General features: G+C 59.7%; 15 protein-coding genes. 2 read left to right on the top strand and 13 right to left on the bottom strand.

All coding sequences use genetic code 11. From position 1 onward, the window contains the following. The first annotated feature begins 297 nt into the window (after nucleotides 1-297). Nucleotides 298-687, top strand: coding sequence for a BA14K family protein (locus tag ACCO56_RS12620; RefSeq protein WP_433641507.1), 390 nt, complete (start codon nucleotides 298-300; stop codon nucleotides 685-687). Between the two features lie 40 nt (nucleotides 688-727). Here the strand turns inward: ACCO56_RS12620 and glpK are convergent, their stop codons facing one another. The 9 genes from glpK to ACCO56_RS12575 form a co-directional block, all read right to left on the bottom strand. Further along, nucleotides 728-2,221 (bottom strand): glycerol kinase GlpK, encoded by a 1,494-nt coding sequence (gene glpK / locus ACCO56_RS12615; RefSeq protein WP_433641090.1) that lies wholly within the window; start codon nucleotides 2,219-2,221, stop codon nucleotides 728-730. Nucleotides 2,222-2,303: 82 nt separating this feature from the next. Next, entirely contained in the window at nucleotides 2,304-4,028 is a 1,725-nt protein-coding gene (locus ACCO56_RS12610) for an ABC transporter substrate-binding protein (RefSeq protein ID WP_433641088.1), read from the bottom strand. Between the two features lie 76 nt (nucleotides 4,029-4,104). After that, a complete protein-coding gene (locus tag ACCO56_RS12605) occupies nucleotides 4,105-4,386 on the bottom strand; it encodes a DUF2160 domain-containing protein (protein ID WP_433641086.1) in 282 nt (93 codons plus the stop codon). Between the two features lie 3 nt (nucleotides 4,387-4,389). Continuing rightward, a complete protein-coding gene (locus ACCO56_RS12600; protein WP_433641506.1) occupies nucleotides 4,390-5,211 on the bottom strand; it encodes a carbohydrate ABC transporter permease in 822 nt (273 codons plus the stop codon). A gap of 112 nt (nucleotides 5,212-5,323) precedes the next feature. Then, nucleotides 5,324-6,190 (bottom strand): carbohydrate ABC transporter permease, encoded by an 867-nt coding sequence (locus ACCO56_RS12595; RefSeq protein WP_433641085.1) that lies wholly within the window; start codon nucleotides 6,188-6,190, stop codon nucleotides 5,324-5,326. A 3-nt stretch (nucleotides 6,191-6,193) separates the two neighbouring features. After that, nucleotides 6,194-7,264, bottom strand: coding sequence for an ABC transporter ATP-binding protein (locus ACCO56_RS12590; protein WP_433641083.1), 1,071 nt, complete (start codon nucleotides 7,262-7,264; stop codon nucleotides 6,194-6,196). 4 nt (nucleotides 7,265-7,268) lie between these two features. Beyond that, nucleotides 7,269-8,351, bottom strand: coding sequence for an ABC transporter ATP-binding protein (locus ACCO56_RS12585; RefSeq protein WP_433641082.1), 1,083 nt, complete (start codon nucleotides 8,349-8,351; stop codon nucleotides 7,269-7,271). 25 nt (nucleotides 8,352-8,376) lie between these two features. Next, nucleotides 8,377-9,903: a glycerol-3-phosphate dehydrogenase gene (gene glpD / locus ACCO56_RS12580; protein ID WP_433641081.1), complete on the bottom strand. Its 1,527-nt coding sequence runs from the start codon at nucleotides 9,901-9,903 to the stop codon at nucleotides 8,377-8,379. A gap of 110 nt (nucleotides 9,904-10,013) precedes the next feature. Next, nucleotides 10,014-10,790 (bottom strand): DeoR/GlpR family DNA-binding transcription regulator, encoded by a 777-nt coding sequence (locus ACCO56_RS12575; RefSeq protein ID WP_433641079.1) that lies wholly within the window; start codon nucleotides 10,788-10,790, stop codon nucleotides 10,014-10,016. Between the two features lie 150 nt (nucleotides 10,791-10,940). Between ACCO56_RS12575 and ACCO56_RS12570 the strand changes: the two genes are divergently transcribed. Continuing rightward, nucleotides 10,941-11,843 (top strand): cation diffusion facilitator family transporter, encoded by a 903-nt coding sequence (locus ACCO56_RS12570; protein ID WP_433641077.1) that lies wholly within the window; start codon nucleotides 10,941-10,943, stop codon nucleotides 11,841-11,843. Nucleotides 11,844-11,908: 65 nt separating this feature from the next. Here ACCO56_RS12570 and ACCO56_RS12565 read toward each other — a convergent pair whose 3' ends face one another. The 4 genes from ACCO56_RS12565 to ACCO56_RS12550 form a co-directional block, all read right to left on the bottom strand. Further along, on the bottom strand, nucleotides 11,909-12,991 hold the full coding sequence (locus ACCO56_RS12565) for a helix-turn-helix transcriptional regulator (RefSeq protein ID WP_433641075.1): 1,083 nt from the start codon (nucleotides 12,989-12,991) through the stop codon (nucleotides 11,909-11,911). Nucleotides 12,992-13,305: 314 nt separating this feature from the next. Continuing rightward, nucleotides 13,306-14,736, bottom strand: coding sequence for a pyridoxal phosphate-dependent decarboxylase family protein (locus tag ACCO56_RS12560; RefSeq protein WP_433641073.1), 1,431 nt, complete (start codon nucleotides 14,734-14,736; stop codon nucleotides 13,306-13,308). Between the two features lie 104 nt (nucleotides 14,737-14,840). Next, nucleotides 14,841-15,572 (bottom strand): peptidase, encoded by a 732-nt coding sequence (locus ACCO56_RS12555; protein WP_433641072.1) that lies wholly within the window; start codon nucleotides 15,570-15,572, stop codon nucleotides 14,841-14,843. A 220-nt stretch (nucleotides 15,573-15,792) separates the two neighbouring features. Beyond that, on the bottom strand, nucleotides 15,793-16,029 hold the full coding sequence (locus ACCO56_RS12550) for an Lrp/AsnC ligand binding domain-containing protein (RefSeq protein ID WP_433641070.1): 237 nt from the start codon (nucleotides 16,027-16,029) through the stop codon (nucleotides 15,793-15,795). Between the last annotated feature and the right edge of the window lie 4 nt (nucleotides 16,030-16,033).

Genomic DNA, 16,033 nt, shown 5'->3' with positions numbered 1-16,033 from the left:
ATCTGGCGCTCAATCTCGAGCGGTTTAGCATCTGCTCCCTGGCCCCAACAGGATCGTACCAGTTGCGAGGAACCAAAATTGAGCACACTCGTTCAAGAGGAACCTCCTGCGAATCCGAGGAGAAAGGTGATGAGAAAGCTAATCTCAGGCCTCTGTGTAGCTATGGCGGCGGCTTTTACGGGCCCTTTGCCGCTTGCAGCGGCCGGCCCGATGTTCGTGCCGAAGGTGTCAGACATCCCTACGGACGTCCAGAAGGTGCAGGGTGAATGGTGGATGGGAGGCTCACGTGCCCGCGGTATGCGTGGAGGCGGCGGGTGGGAAGGCCGGGCCTGGCGAGGAGGAGGCGGTTGGGAACGTCGCGGATGGAATCGCGGTTGGGACCGCAGAGCCGGTTGGGATCGTGGTTGGCACGGAGCACGGCCCTATTACAGAGGATACCGTGGATACCGCTATTACCGGCCCGGCTATCGTTATTACAACGATTTCTGGTTCCCAGGCGCGGCCTTTGCGACAGGCGCCATCATAGGCGGCATCATCGCCAACTCGCAGCCGACCTACCGCTACAGTGACGGCGGCAGCGCGCATGAACGCTGGTGTTACAACCGCTATCGCTCGTATCGGGCTTGGGACAATACATTCCAGCCCTACAATGGCCCGCGCCGACAGTGCTACTCGCCGTATAATTAAGCACAGGTCCGTGCCGCTTTCGCGACACGGGCCACCTGCATCACGCCTCTGACAGCGTTCGTCGAACGGCGTCTCGCCAACCCTTGAGTTTGCGGGCTCGCTCAGCTTCTTCCATTTCGGGCTTGAAACGCCGGTCCAGTGCCCACGCCTTCGCGAATTCCTTGGCCTTTGGCCAGACACCAGCTCTGGAACCGGCGAGCCAGGCCGCACCCAAAGCCGTCGTTTCCAGGATCGTCGGTCGATCGACGGGTGCGTCGAGCATGTCGGCGAGGCGCTGCATCGTCCAATCCGACGCGACCATGCCGCCATCCACGCGCAGTACCGTCTTGGCACCATTCGGCTTCCAATCCTTCTTCATGGCATCGAGCAGGTCCCTGGTCTGGAAGGCGACGGAATCCAACGTTGCGCGAGCGAACTCCGCCGGTCCGGAATTCCGCGTCAATCCGAAGATTGCGCCCCTGGCTTCGGTATCCCAATGCGGTGCGCCCAGACCGACAAAGGCGGGCACAAGGTAGACGTCCTGAGTGGGATCCGCCTTTGCCGCGAGCTCGCCACTGTGTTCGGCCTTACCGATCACCTTCAACCCGTCGCGCAGCCATTGCACGGCGGCGCCGGCTACGAAGATGGATCCCTCAAGAGCATAGGTCGTCTTGCCTTCCAGCCGGTAGGCGATCGTGGTCAGCAAGCGGTTCTTCGACCGGACCATGTCGGTGCCCGTGTTGAGGAGGGCAAAACAGCCGGTGCCATAGGTCGACTTCATCATGCCGGGCTCGAAACATGCCTGACCGATGGTTGCGGCCTGCTGATCTCCGGCCACTCCCAGGATGGGTATCTCCGCGCCGAAAGGCGACTTCTCGGTCTTTCCGAAGTCGGCGGCGCAATCCTTCACCTCCGGCAGAAGCGCAGCCGGTATGCGAAGGATGTCGAGCAGTTCCGAATCCCACTGGTTGGTGGCGATGTTGTAAACCAAGGTACGCGAGGCGTTGGTTGCGTCGGTGGCGTGGACCTTGCCGCCGGTCAGACGCCAGATCAGGAACGAATCGATCGTCCCGGCGAGCAACTCGCCTCTTTCGGCTCGTTTTCGCGCGCCTTTGACCTTGTCGAGCAACCAGGAAATCTTGGTTCCCGAGAAATAGGGGTCGAGCAGGAGGCCGGTTTTCCTAGTGAACGTCTTTTCGACACCTGCTTTCCTGAGCTTTTCGCAAAGACCGGCGGTACGGCGATCCTGCCAGACGATCGCATTGTGGATCGGCTTGCCGGTATTTTTATCCCAGATGACGACCGTTTCGCGCTGGTTCGTAATACCGATCGCGGCGATTGCCTTCGCGTCACACTTGGCCTGCTTCAGGGCCGCCTTGCAGGTCGACACCACGCTTTGCCAGATTTCTTCGGGATCGTGCTCCACCCAACCCGAAGCCGGGTAGTATTGCGTGAATTCCTTCTGCCCGACTCCGACAAGCCTCATGGCGCTGTCGAACACGATGCTCCGGCTCGATGTGGTCCCTTGGTCGATCGCAAGGATCAATCCCGTCATTCCCTACTCCTTTGACATGAACAGGGGAGACGACATGCCGTCGTCTCCCCTTCCCGCCGGCCGAGGCGCTTTACGCCCGTCCCTATTTGCTCCAGCTCTTGACCAGTTCGTCGTAATTGACGGTGATCGGCTTTTCCTTCTCGTTCTCGATCTTGAGCTGTGGTGCCAGGTTGCCCGCCTTCACGGCTTCCGCGTTCCAGTAGGCGAGGTCGTGCTCCTCGGCCATCTTCGGTCCGATATCGCCTTGAACGCCGGCGCGCTCAAGCCGCTCCAGCACCTTTTCCTGTTCGGCGCAGAGCGAATCCATCGCTTCCTGTGCCGTCTTGGCGCCGGAAGCAGCATCGCCGATCGCCTGCCACCAGAGCTGCGCGAGCTTTGGATAATCGGGAACGTTGGTGCCCGTCGGGGTCCATTGCACGCGCGCCGGCGAACGATAGAACTCGATCAGCCCGCCGAGTTTCGGAGCGCGTTCAGTGAAGCTTTTATGCTGCAGTGTGGATTCGCGGATGAAGGTGAGACCGACATGGCTCTTCTTCACGTCCACGGTCTTCGAGGTCACGAACTGCGCATAAAGCCATGCGGCCTTCGCCCGATCGTCCGGGGTGGACTTCATCAGCGTCCAGGATCCGGCGTCCTGATAACCGAGCTTCATGCCGTCTTTCCAGTAGACCCCGTGGGGAGATGGAGCCATGCGCCATTTCGGCGTGCCGTCGGAATTGACCACCGGCAGGCCATCCTTGACCATGTCGGCGGTGAAGGCGGTATACCAGAATATCTGCTGGGCGATCGCGCCTTGCGCCGGCACCGGGCCGGATTCGGAGAATGTCATGCCCTGCGCTTCCGGCGGGGCATAGGCTTTCATCCAGTCCAGGTATTTCTGTATCGAATAGACGGCGGCCGGGCCGTTCGTGTCACCTCCACGCGCCACGCAGGAACCCACCGGACGCGAATTCTCGTCGACCTTTATGCCCCATTCGTCGACTGGCCGCCCATTCGGTATGCCCTTGTCGCCGTTGCCGGCCATCGACAGCCAGGCGTCGGTGAAACGCCAGCCGAGCGACGGATCCTTCTTGCCATAGTCCATATGGCCATAGATCTTCCGGCCATCGATCTCCTTGCCGGTAAAGAACTCCGCAATGTCCTCGTAAGCCGACCAGTTGACGGGCACGCCGAGGTCATAGCCGTATTTCGCCTTGAAGTCGGCCTTGTTCTTCTCGTCGTTGAACCAGTCGTAGCGGAACCAGTAGAGATTCGCGAACTGCTGGTCGGGAAGCTGATAGAGCTTGCCGTCGGGCGCCGTGGTGAAGGACTTGCCGATGAAGTCGTCGACGTCGAGATTCGGATTGGTGACGTCCTTGCCTTCATTCGCCATCCAGTCCGTCAGGCTGCGCGCCTGCTGATAACGCCAATGCGTTCCGATCAGATCGGAGTCGTTGATGTAGGCGTCGTAGATGTTCTCCCCGGACTGCATCTGGGTCTGGAGTTTCTCGACGACGTCGCCTTCGCCGATCAGGTCGTGCGTCAGCTTGATGCCTGTGATGTCCGAGAAAGCCTTTGCAAGCACTTTCGATTCGTACTCATGGGTGGTGATCGTCTCCGAAACCACCTTGATCTCCATGCCGGCGAAGGGTTTCGCGGCATCGATGAACCATTGCATTTCCGCTTCCTGCGCCGCGCGGTCGAGCGTCGACATGTCGCCGATCTCCGCATCGAGGAAGGTCTTCGCCTCGTCCATCCCGGCTTGGGCGTGACCCATGCCAAGCAACAGGACAAGAGCAGTCGTCGATGTCAGTAAGTGCCGTCGCATGAGTTCCTCCCTTACAAGGTTGCAGTCCCAATCGGAGCGACTACCGGCACGCAGCCGTTCCAACAGTTTTCTCTCCCTAGACGAACCGAAACACGCCGATGGCGTAGACGACCGAGAGGGCGAGTGCCCACCACAGGTTGGGCCCCACGAGGCCCAACCATGCGAGATGGATGAAGGCGCTGCCGAGCAGCGACAGAAAGAGACGATCCCCCCTCGTCGTCTCTATCCGCAAGACGCCGACGCGTGGATTGCCCCCGGGCGAGACGTATTCCCAGATACCCATGCCAATCAGGAGCAGGAAGATCGTTGCGAAGAAGACGGCGGTCGGCCAAGTCCAGGCCATCCACGAGAAGTCCATGGCTCACACCCTCCCCAGGGCAAAGCCCTTGGCGATGTAGTTGCGGACGAACCAGATCACCAACGCGCCGGGAATGATGGTGAGGACGCCGGCAGCCGCAAGCACCCCCCAGTCCAGTCCGGAAGCCGAGACCGTCCTGGTCATGGTGGCCGCGATCGGCTTGGCGGCAGTGGTCGTGAGCGTGCGGGCAATCAGCAGTTCGACCCAGGAGAACATGAAGCAGAAGAAGGCCGCCACACCGATGCCGGAGCTGATCAGAGGCATGAAGATCTTCACGAAGAAACGCGGGAAGGAGTAGCCGTCGATATAGGCTGTCTCGTCGATCTCCTTGGGTACGCCCGACATGAATCCCTCCAGGATCCAGACCGCCAGTGGTACGTTGAACAGGCAATGCGCCAGCGCCACCGCTATGTGCGTGTCGATCAGGCCGAAGGCCGAATAGAGTTGGAAGAAAGGCAGCGCGAAAACGGCGGGCGGCGCCATGCGGTTGGTCAGCAGCCAGAAGAACAGATGCTTGTCTCCCAGGAATCGGTAGCGCGAAAAAGCATAGGCGGCGGGCAAGGCCACGAGCACGGAAATCACCGTGTTCATGACCACATAGATGATCGAGTTGATGTAGCCGGAATACCATGACGGGTCGGTGAAGATCACGGCGTAGTTGCGCAGCGTCGGATTCTGCGGCCACAACGAGAAGGCACCGAGGATTTCCTGGTTGGTCTTGAAGCTCATATTGATGAGCCAGTAGATCGGTAGCATCAGGAAGATGATGTAGAGCGTCGGGATCAGCCACCAGAAACGCGACTCCTCGCCGCGGCGGCGCATCATGCGGGCGAGCCTTTCGTTCTCCGCGTCCGTCAGGCCCCTTGCCCGCGCGGCGGATTTTCGCATCAGCGCGCTCGTCCCGGTTTGAGCAGCCTGTTCTTCCATGGCCGCCATCTCACTTCTCCGTGCCGACATTGGTCATGACGGTGTAGAACACCCAGGACAGGGCGAGGATGATCAGGAAATAGACGATAGACATGGCCGCCGCGGGCCCAAGATCAAACTGTCCCACCGCCATCTTGACGAGATCGATAGACAGGAAGGTGGTTGAATTGCCGGGGCCGCCGCCGGTGACGACGAACGGTTCGGTGTAGATCATGAAGCTGTCCATGAAGCGGAGCAGAACCGCAATGAGCAGAACCCGATTCAGCTTCGGCAGCTGGATGTAGCGGAAGACGGCCCAGCGCGAAGCGCCGTCGATCTTGGCTGCCTGGTAATAGGCATCGGGGATCGAAACCAGCCCGGCATAACAGAGCAGTACGACCAGGCTCGTCCAATGCCACACGTCCATGACAATGATCGTGATCCAGGCGTCGATCGGATCGTTCACATAGTTGTAGTCGATGCCGAGCGCCGAAAGCGTATAGCCGAGCAGGCCGATATCGATGCGGCCGAAGACCTGCCATATCGTGCCGACGACATTCCAGGGAATGAGAAGCGGCAAGGCCATCAGCACCAGGCAGACCGGCACCCCCCAGCCGCTGCGCGGCATGTTGAGCGCGATGAAGATGCCTAGAGGAATTTGTATCGCCAGCACAATGGCCGAGAAGATGAGGTTGCGGCCCATCGCCTCCCAAAAACGATCGGAGTGGAGGATCTCCTCGAACCATTCCGAGCCCACCCAGAAGAAGACGTTGTTACCGAACGTGTCCTGAACGGAATAATTGACTACTGTCATCAGCGGAATGACCGCCGAGAAAGCGACCAGCAGCAGCACCGGCAACACCATGAACCAGGCCCTGTTGTTCCACGGCTTGTCCATGGGTCAAACTCCGAGCTCGATGCGCCACGAATTGGCGTAGATGCTGATCCGGGCGGGGTCGAAAGTCACCCGCGGTTCGGCGGGGATCTCCTCGTCCTCGCCGACGATCGCCGCGATTTCCCGGCCCTCAAGGGTCGCCCGCACGATCTTCTGCCTGCCGATGTCCTCCACCTTGGCGATGGAAACCGGCATGCCCTGTGATCCCACTCGAACGAATTCCGGACGGATGCCGAGTTCCGTCTTGCCCTGTGGCGGAACGACGGGCGCCCCCGGCAGTTCGATGCGCTGGCTTCCGACGGTCGCCAGATGGCCCTCGATCGAGGCCGGCATCACATTCATCCCGGGCGATCCTATGAAGTAGCCGACGAATGTGTGCTTCGGTCTTTCGAAGAGCTCGGCAGGCGTGCCGATCTGCACGATGCCGCCGTCATACATGACCACCACCTGGTCGGCGAAGGTCAGCGCTTCGGTCTGATCGTGCGTGACATAGACCATGGTGAAGCCGAAGCGACGATGAAGCTGTTTGAGTTGCGACCTGAGAACCCATTTCATGTGCGGGTCGATCACGGTGAGCGGTTCGTCGAACAGGATCGCATTGACGTCGGAGCGAACGAGCCCGCGACCCAGCGATATCTTCTGCTTCTGGTCGGCTGTGAGCCCCCTCGCCCTGCGTTGCGCGCGCTCGGCAAGGCCGATCATTTCCAACGTTTCCCGGACTTTCCGGTCGACGTCCGCTTCCGGGACGCCACGGTTGCGTAGCGGGAAGGCGAGGTTGTCGTAAACCGTCATCGTGTCGTAGACGACCGGGAACTGGAACACCTGTGCGATGTTGCGCTCCTGTGTCGAAAGCTCGGTCACGTCCTCACCATCGAAACGAAGCCTCCCGTGCGACGGATGCAGCAGCCCCGAGATGATGTTGAGCAGGGTCGTCTTGCCACAACCCGAAGGCCCGAGAAGCGCATAGGCGCCGCCGTCCTCGAAAATGTGGTGCACTTCCTTCAGGGCATAATCCGCGTCGGACTTCGGATCGGGTCCGTAGGCATGGCGGATATGGTCGAGTTCGATCCGTGCCATGGTCTCAAGCCGCAATCTTGCTCACGCCGGTCACCGCCCGTCCGGCTTCGTCGAATACCATGACATGGCGGTGGTCTATGTAGACCTCCACCCTGTCGTCGGGAGCGAAGGCCTTGACGCCCTGTGTCAGCATCACCCAGCGCACATCGGCAAAGTCCAGATGGACGAAACTTTCCGAGCCGGTGATCTCGGTAACGGACACCTTGGCCGTCACGGAGACCGCATCCCGGTTCGGACGTGTCAAAGAAAGATGGTGGGGCTGGAAGCCGATCGTGTAGACGCCGTCGGCAATACCGGCCAATTCGGCCGGCACCGGGAGGTTGACCCCACCATCAAGCTGGAAATTCGTGCCCGCTTTGCGCAGCACGATCGTATTGAGCGGCGGATCGGCGAAGGTTTTCGCCGTAACCAGGTCGTTCGGCTTGCGAAACACCTCGACCGTCGGTCCGAATTGCGTGACCGCGCCTTCGGACAGCGTCGCCGTATTGCCGCCGAGCAGCAGCGCTTCATGCGGCTCAGTCGTCGCATACACGAAAATGGCGCCCGTTTCGGCAAAAATCCTCGGGAGTTCTGCGCGCAGTTCTTCCCGCAGCTTGTAATCCAGATTGGCGAGCGGCTCGTCGAGCAATACCAGGCCGGCATTCTTGACGATCGCGCGCGCAAGCGCCGTCCGTTGCTGCTGGCCGCCGGAAAGATTGAGCGGCGTGCGCTGAAGATAGGGGGTCAGCTTGAGCAAATCCGCCGCACGGCGAACTTCCCGGTCGATCCGGTCCATTGGAGCGCCGGCTACCCGAAGCGGCGACGCGATGTTCTCGTACACCGTCATCGCCGGATAGTTGATGAACTGCTGGTAGACCATCGCGATCTTGCGCTTCTGCACGGGCACGCCGGTCACATCGCGGCCATCGAACCAGACCGAACCGGAGGTGGGCGAATCCAACCCCGCCATCAGCCGCATCAGGCTGGTCTTGCCGGAAAGTGTCGGCCCGAGCAGAACGTTGAGCGAAGCATGTTGCAGCGTCAGCGAGACGTCGCGGATATGCTCCACTCCACCGACAATCTTGGATACGTTTCTCAGCTCCAGCATCCCGCCTCCTCCCAAGGCTAGAGATTCACTCCGCTGCCGCGTGTCGGGCGCCCCTCGCCCCACGCATGAATTCGTCCAATATGCCAACCTGTTCGTGGGCCAGCCGGAGGCCGCGCTTCGTGCGGCGCCACAATATGTCCTCGGCTGTGCACGCCCACTCGTGCTCCATCAGGTAGCGGACCTCCGCTTCGAACAGGTCGGCGCCGAAATTCCGTCCCAGATCGGCGGGGGACCTGGCGAGACCGAGCACGGCCTTCGCACGGGTCCCGTAGAGCCGGACAAGCCGGCGGGCATGGGCGAGATCCAGGAACGGATAGGAGGATTTCAGCCGGTCGACCTGCGTGTCGAAGCCGGTCGTGGGGAAGTCACCACCCGGCAGAGCCGCGCTCGCCGTCCAAGGCGCGCCCCTCTTCCCGAGGAATCCCTCGATCTTCTCCATCATGGCTTCGGCCAACCGCCGGTATGTGGTGATCTTGCCGCCGAAAATATTGACCAGAGGGGCGACCCCGTCGGCACCCTCCGATTTCAGCACATAGTCGCGCGTGGCTTCCTGCGCCTTCGATGCGCCGTCGTCATAAAGCGGACGCACGGCCGAATACGTCCAGACGATGTCCTCGCGCCGCACCGGCTTCGAGAAATATTCGCTTGCCGCCTCGCAAAGATAGGCACTCTCCGCCTCGGTGATCGTCACCGAATTCGGGTCGCCGCGATAGTCGCGATCGGTTGTACCGATCAGCGTGAAGTCGTCTTCGTACGGGATGGCGAAGATGATGCGGCCATCCCTGTTCTGGAAGAAATAGGCGCGCGGACCGTCGAATTTCTTGGGCACGACGATATGGCTGCCCTGGACGAGGCGAACATTGTGGACGTCCTTCTGCCCGACAGCCGAGGAAAGGACATGGTCCACCCACGGGCCCGCAGCGTTTACGAGCAGCCGAGCCCTGACCTGCTCGATCGTTCGTGTTCGCCGATCCTCGACATCGATCGTCCAAAGGCCGTTTTCACGACGAGCGCCGGCCACACGCGCGCGGGTCCGAATGATGGCGCCGCGGTCGGCGGCATCGCGTGCGTTCAGCACAACCAACCGGGCGTCGTTGACCCAACAGTCCGAGTATTCGAAAGCGCGAGAAAACAGGGGCTTCAAGGGTTTCCTTGCCGGATCGCTTCGCATGTCCAGCGTCCGTGTCGCCGGCAAGAGCTTGCGGCCGCCGATATGATCGTAAAGGAACAGGCCGAGCCGCAGCAACCATGCCGGCCTGAGGCCCTTGGCATGCGGCAGGACGAAACGCAGAGGCCATATGATATGCGGCGCGTTCCTCCAGAGGACCTCGCGTTCCATCAGGGACTCCCGTACCAGGCGGAACTCGTAATGTTCGAGGTAGCGCAGGCCGCCATGGATCAGCTTGGTGGAGCCTGACGACGTGCCGCTGGCGAGATCGTTCATTTCCGCGAGGTAGACGGAGAAACCGCGCCCGACAGCGTCGCGGGCGATGCCGCAGCCATTGATGCCGCCGCCGATAACGAAAACATCATGGATCGCTGCTTGATCCAAAAGCCTACCCCTGACTTTCGCAATGCCGTAATTTCGGAGATTCGAAGACAGTTTTGAATTATTTCGAAATACTAACGAATGTCAAACGAAATATAGAGGTTGGCCAGGTGTCAGCGGACAGGCGAGCGATTGGTCTCAATGAGGTCGACCTCCGCCTCCCCGCAGATCCTGCGGATTGACGCGATATCGCAGCGGTCCGTGATGAAAGTGTCGACCTGGCTGAGATGGCCGATGCGGACCGGCGCCGTACGTTCGAATTTGGTGCCATCCGAAACCAGGATCACGTGCCGACTGTTGGCGATGATGGCTTGCGCGACTTTCACTTCGCGAAAGTCGAAATCGAGGAGCGCTCCGTCGTGGTCGATCGCCGAGGCACCGATCACCGCATAATCCACCTTGAACTGCTTTATGAAATCGACGGCGGCCTCGCCGACCACCCCACCATCGGAGCCTCGCACGACGCCGCCGGCAATCACCACTTCGATCGAAGGATATACCCGCATCCTATTGGCAACATTGATGTTGTTGGTAATGACCATTAGGCCGTGATGATCGAGAAGCGCATTGCTGACCGCCTCAGTCGTGGTGCCGATATTGATGAAAAGCGAGGCACTGTCCGGGATCAGCCGCGCAGCAGCCCGCCCAATGGCCTCCTTTTCCTCGGCTGCGATCTTGCGCCTGGCTTCGTATTCCACGTTCTCGATGCCGGAAGGAAACAGCGCCCCGCCATGGATGCGCGTCAGGAGTCTACGCTCGCACAAATCGTTGAGATCCTTCCGGATCGTCTGCGGCGTTACGTTGAAGTGGACCGCCAGCTCATCGACCAGAACTCGACCGTTGTCCTTGGCCATCTGAACGATCTCGGTATGTCGCGGCGGCAGATACACGGGGTAGCTCCATTTGCTTTCGTTTCCTTCCTCTTCATACGAAAACGAAAGTGGCCGCGTGTCAATGCTCGCCCGCGACATCGAACCTTCTGGCTTCCAAGTTGGGATCGTAGTGAATTGGCACGCGCGAGTGATGATCGAGGATGAGCCATGGACACGACCCGCGAACAGCAATTGCTGCGGATTTCGATCGGCGTGACGCTTCTCGTCGGGCTCGCTGGGATCGCGTTCGGCCTCTGGATCCGCTCTCAGTCGATCGTGTTCGACGGCTTCTATTCGGTGGTCGACGTCGCCATGACCGCCGTTGCGCTGATCGTGTCGAAGCTTGTCAGCCGGGAAGGCAGTCGCCGCTTCCAGTTCGGTTACTGGCATCTGGAACCGATCGTTGCGGCGTTCAACGGCATTGTTCTGTCTCTGGCCTGCGCATACGCCTTCATTGACGCCACGCGCGGACTGCTCAGCGGCGGACACCTGATCGACTTCGGACCAGGCGCCTTCTATGCTTTGGTCACGAGCATCGTCAGCCTGGGCATGTGCGTGTTCATGCGCCGCCGCGCAAGGGAACTCGATTCTGAACTGCTGCGCATCGACTCGCGAGGCTGGCTGGTCGGCGGGGCTCTCAGCATTGCTCTTGCAGTCAGCTTTCTTGCCGCCTCGCTCCTATCAGGAAGCCGCTTCGCGGGGCTGGCTCCCTATGCCGACCCATTTGTCCTCGCGGTCCTGAGCTTTGCTCTCGTTTTCGTACCTGCGCGCTCGATCGCGCAGGCGGTGCGCGAAATCATGCAAGTGGCGCCAGCCGATTTAGACGCAGAGGTCCGCCGCATCATGACGGAAACCATGACCCGCTACGGCTTTCTCACCTACAGCAGCTACGTGATCAAAGCCGGCCGCGCCCGTTTCATCGAAATCCATATCGTGACGCCGCCCGATTTCGGGCAGTCAGGCGTCGCCGAGCTCGACGCCATCCGGCAGGACATCGGCGACAGGCTTGGCGAGGCTGGTCCCCAGCGGTGGCTCACAATCGCCTTTACAGCTCGGCCAGAGTGGATCTGAGAGACGTTGTCCCAAGCGACACTGGTTGCCTACACATCCAGGGCGCTTCAGCCTCATTCGCTAACTCAGATCGTTCTCATGCTTGCAATGGCCGCAACAAAGTCCGTCTGGCGTGCCATTCCCGACTTGGCAAGGATGGCCTTGACGTGTGAACGTACGGTTTCCTGACTGACAGAGAAATGCGTTGCTACGGCAGCAACATCATGCCCCGTTGCAAGAACTCTCGCCACCTTGGCTTCGGTTGGTGTGAGATCGAACAGGCCCTGTATCGTCTCGGCTGAGGGGACCCTTTCGCGATCGATCGGCGTGACAATCAGGAAGACGGCGGCGTTACTGAAAATGTCGCGCGCGCTTCCTTCCACAGGAACGGTATGAACAACCGCAGGCGGTTGGTGCTCGATTTGAGGTAAAGGGAAGGACTTGCTGGCGAGACTTCCGTGGTAGCGGTGTTGCTCCAGTGTTTGCTTGTGAAGGACGTTCGCGGGTCCATAATGAAAGCGAACATCGCCTCGAGCAGCCGTTACGATTTGCGGCGTCATTTCATCCCAAAGTCGGTTCGCTCCGATAATGCGTCCGTCACCACGCAGCACCGCGGACGGCAAGCCGCTCATCTGCAATGCTTCGACTGCGGCAGTGATCCTCTCGAATTCGAGACGGCTGGACATCATCGCCGCGCGAGCGAGATGCGGACGAAGCTGATCGAGATAAGAGATTGCGGCGGGTGTTACCGGGCCAGTAACTTTCTTCTTCTCAACCGCGAAAATCATCTGATCGCCGCTTGGAGCGGTGATGAAGGTCGACGTTCCAAAGCCGTAGCCTAATGGCTTCATAACTTCGGTAAATATAGGCTGCGTATTATAATCTTCTTCTGTGAAGTACTGAGCTTCGTCGATGAAACCCGGGTGATCTATCATTAAAAGCTTTTGAGCGCGGGTGTTACGTTTGATCCAGCCCTCACCCAGCATTTTCTGGCTTAGATCAGCAAGCGAATCCGACGCTATGGCTCGGGTTGAAGTGTCGTTCGAGTTGAACAATGCCGTGCCGTGTGCCCCTGCCGCCTTGGCTATATTGTCCAAAACCGCTTGCCAATTCTCGGGAATGAAAGCAGCTTCATATATCAACTCCAGCGTACGTGCATTGCCTTCCATTATGGGACACCTGCGGCCATTTTTCTGGCTAGCTCTTCGAGCGCCATAAATTATCGCTATAACTACCTATAAAGATACGCGAAACTTCAACTAGGCTTTTTGCGGGCGCTCCTCCACCTTTTGAAACCACTCTTTAAAAGGTTATCGAGATCTTCTCGCCAAAATGGGTGAAGACGCCAAAATACAACCCAGACCGAGAGTCAAATAACGCCGCTTACAATGGGCGTGAAATCAACGCGAGCTCATCCCGCCTGAAAAAGAGCTAAAAGAGAACGTGGCCATATTTGGTCTGCGCGACGCGACCTGTGAGCAGCTCATGTTACCACCCCGACTTGATCCAGCATCGCGGCGACGCGAACGATCGTGTCGTAGGCCTCGTCCACATCCGCTTCCGTCGCATCGAACTGTCCGGCCTGGAAGCGGATCGCGAGTTGGCCATCCACGCGGGTCTGGGTGAGATAGATACGGCCGTCGTCGTTGATCCTGTCGACTAGCCGTTGGTTGTGCGCGTCGGAATCCCCTCCGGCGGGTGGAATGTGCCGGAACGAGAACAGGGACAGCATTGGTTCGCTAACGATCTCGAAACCGGGCGTCTCGCTGATCCTTTGCGCCAGCTTCTCGCTCCAGCGGACATGATCGCGGATCATGGCGCGCAGCCCCTCCAGCCCATGCGCCCGCAACAGGAACCAAAGCTTGAGCGCGCGAAAACGCCTACCCAGCGGCACCGACCATTCCGAGTAGTTGACGATGCCGTCTTTGCCGTGCGTCTTCAGATATTCGGGCTGGATAGCCAGCGTCTTCACCTGGCTGTCGGGGTCCTTCACGAACTGCACCGAGCAGTCAAACTGGGCGCCGAGCCATTTGTGTGGGTTGAAGACGATCGAATCCGCGCCTTCGATCCCCTGCCAGAAATGACGAAATTCCGGACAGATCATCGCCGCACCTGCCCAGGCTGCATCGACATGGAGATAAAGGCCGTGTCGCCTCGCCACGTCGGCGACGGATGCGAGGTCGTCCGTACCTCCGATACTGGTCCCGCCGACGCAGGCCACGATGCCCGCGGGCAGCAGCCCCGCTTCCTTGTCCGCAACAACCGCCGCCTCGAGCGCAGCGACGTCCATGCCGCGCCAACGCCCCTTGGTCGGTATGCGCACGAGGTTCGCTTCGCCGATGCCGGAAACCCAGATGGCGCGATCGATCGACGTGTGGACCTGGTTGGATGCATAAATCCGGATCGGCTTCATGCCGGCGAGGCCGTTGGCATTGCCCTGCCAGGAAAGTGCACGCTCACGCATCGTAAGGACGGCAGCGAGCGTCGCCGACGAGGCGGAATCCTGGATCACGCCGGAGAATCCCGTCGGCAAGGCCAGGGCCTGCCGGACCCAGTCGATCATTGCTGTTTCGAGTTCCGTCGCGGCCGGGGACGTCTGCCAGAGCATGCACTGCGCCGCCATCGCGGTTACGAGATATTCGGCTACCACCGAAACCGGCGCGGCATTGGCCGGAAAATAGGCAAAGAAACGCGGATGCTGCCAATGCGTCATTCCAGGCAGGATCATCTCCTCGAAGTCGGCGAAGATCCTTTCCATGGGCTCGCCGTGTTCAGGCGGCGCATTTTCAATTCTGGCGGCAATCTCGCCGGGCCTGGTCTGCGCCCTGACCGGATGCTCCCGCAACGTCTCGCGATAGTCAGCACCCCATTCGGCCGCTCGCCTCGACCATTCGCGAAACTCCCTGCTGTCCATTTCCGGCTCCTGCCCGATTACGACCATTACTTAACGTGTGAACAACATAGCATGCGCGGCGAAACTATCCAGCATCCGGCCAGGGCCTCGTCCGGCTTCGCCACCTACTCCGGGAAATCGGGAAGGCTCGCGAAAGCCGCCCGCAACGCGTTCGACCAGCCATCCGTGATAGTACGGAAATAGGGATCGTCCTGGCTGATGCGCCTTTGGAGCTTCACCTTCAGCGAATCCCGCTCGTAGAATAGAAGATCGATTGGGAGGCCGACGGAGAGATTCGATTTCAAGGTCGAGTCGAACGACACCATCAGGAGCTTGACTGTTTCCGGGAAAGTCATCTGCCGGTCATAGGCCCTGACGATGATCGGCTTTCCATACTTCGTCTCGCCGATCTGAAAGAAGGGCGTGTCTTCGGTCGACTCGATGAAATTGCCTTCCGGATAGATATGGAAGAGGCGAGGCTCGCTGCCCTTGATCTGGCCGCCCAGGATGAACGAGGCACTGAAATAGGAATCCCCCCTGTGTCCGTCCGGCGATGAACTGGCAATGACCTCCTTGACCGTGTTCCCGACAAGGCGGGCGGTCTGGTACATGGATGAAGTTTCCAGGACAGTCGGGCCATGCTCGGAGATCGATCTGCAGCGCTCGTCGAGCAGGCTCACGACGGCCTGGGTAGTGGCGAGATTGCCGGCCGACATCAGCACGATCACTCTCTCGCCCGGCACCTCCCACACCTGCATCTTGCGGAACGTGGAAATCGAGTCGACGCCGGCATTGGTGCGGGTGTCCGACATGAACACCAGTCCCCGATCAATCATCAGCCCTACACAATAGGTCATGGTATTCCGCATTTTAGAGCGCGATGCATTGGAGTGGAACCGCGCATCCCGCTCTAAAGCATGTCGCGCGAGTTGGTATTCGCCAACATGCTTTAGCTGTTGTTTTCATACATATCGTTTGCCCAAAACCGCTGCACACTTTTTGGGCGACATGCATTAGCGATATTTGGCCGCATTTATGCGACGCCAAGTGTTTCCACCTGACTGCAAAATTTGATCATCAGAAGGCGCGGAAAGTCACCGTGGTAAAGGTATTCCTGATTCCGGGAATGGCATGGACTTTCTGGTTCACGAAATGCCCGATGTCCTCGTCCTCGTCGACATAGAACTTCACAAGCAGATCGTAGTCGCCCGCCGTCGAATAGACCTCCGAGGCGATCTCGGCGTCAACGAGCGCCGAAGCAACCTCATAGGCCTTGCCGAGCTCGCATTTGATCTGGACGAAAAAAGCCTTCATGACC

This window comes from Mesorhizobium sp. 1B3, from assembly GCF_050958605.1.
GTDB lineage: Bacteria > Pseudomonadota > Alphaproteobacteria > Rhizobiales > Rhizobiaceae.
The sequence above is the reverse complement of the archived record's forward strand: the minus strand, read 5'-3'. Positions and strand labels throughout refer to the sequence as shown.

Bases quoted from the DNA above. Each gene is read 5' to 3' on its own strand.
- ACCO56_RS12555 (WP_433641072.1), bottom strand. From the start codon at position 15,572: ATGACCTATTGTGTAGGGCTGATGATTGATCGGGGACTGGTGTTCATG.
- ACCO56_RS12565 (WP_433641075.1), bottom strand. From the start codon at position 12,991: ATGGAAGGCAATGCACGTACGCTGGAGTTGATATATGAAGCTGCTTTC.
- ACCO56_RS12600 (WP_433641506.1), bottom strand. From the start codon at position 5,211: ATGATGCGCCGCCGCGGCGAGGAGTCGCGTTTCTGGTGGCTGATCCCG.
- ACCO56_RS12620 (WP_433641507.1), top strand. From the start codon at position 298: ATGCGTGGAGGCGGCGGGTGGGAAGGCCGGGCCTGGCGAGGAGGAGGC.
- ACCO56_RS12590 (WP_433641083.1), bottom strand. From the start codon at position 7,264: ATGGCACGGATCGAACTCGACCATATCCGCCATGCCTACGGACCCGAT.
- ACCO56_RS12610 (WP_433641088.1), bottom strand. From the start codon at position 4,028: ATGCGACGGCACTTACTGACATCGACGACTGCTCTTGTCCTGTTGCTT.
- ACCO56_RS12595 (WP_433641085.1), bottom strand. From the start codon at position 6,190: ATGGACAAGCCGTGGAACAACAGGGCCTGGTTCATGGTGTTGCCGGTG.
- ACCO56_RS12560 (WP_433641073.1), bottom strand. From the start codon at position 14,736: ATGGACAGCAGGGAGTTTCGCGAATGGTCGAGGCGAGCGGCCGAATGG.
- glpK (WP_433641090.1), bottom strand. From the start codon at position 2,221: ATGACGGGATTGATCCTTGCGATCGACCAAGGGACCACATCGAGCCGG.
- ACCO56_RS12550 (WP_433641070.1), bottom strand. From the start codon at position 16,029: ATGAAGGCTTTTTTCGTCCAGATCAAATGCGAGCTCGGCAAGGCCTAT.
- ACCO56_RS12585 (WP_433641082.1), bottom strand. From the start codon at position 8,351: ATGCTGGAGCTGAGAAACGTATCCAAGATTGTCGGTGGAGTGGAGCAT.
- ACCO56_RS12605 (WP_433641086.1), bottom strand. From the start codon at position 4,386: ATGGACTTCTCGTGGATGGCCTGGACTTGGCCGACCGCCGTCTTCTTC.
- ACCO56_RS12570 (WP_433641077.1), top strand. From the start codon at position 10,941: ATGGACACGACCCGCGAACAGCAATTGCTGCGGATTTCGATCGGCGTG.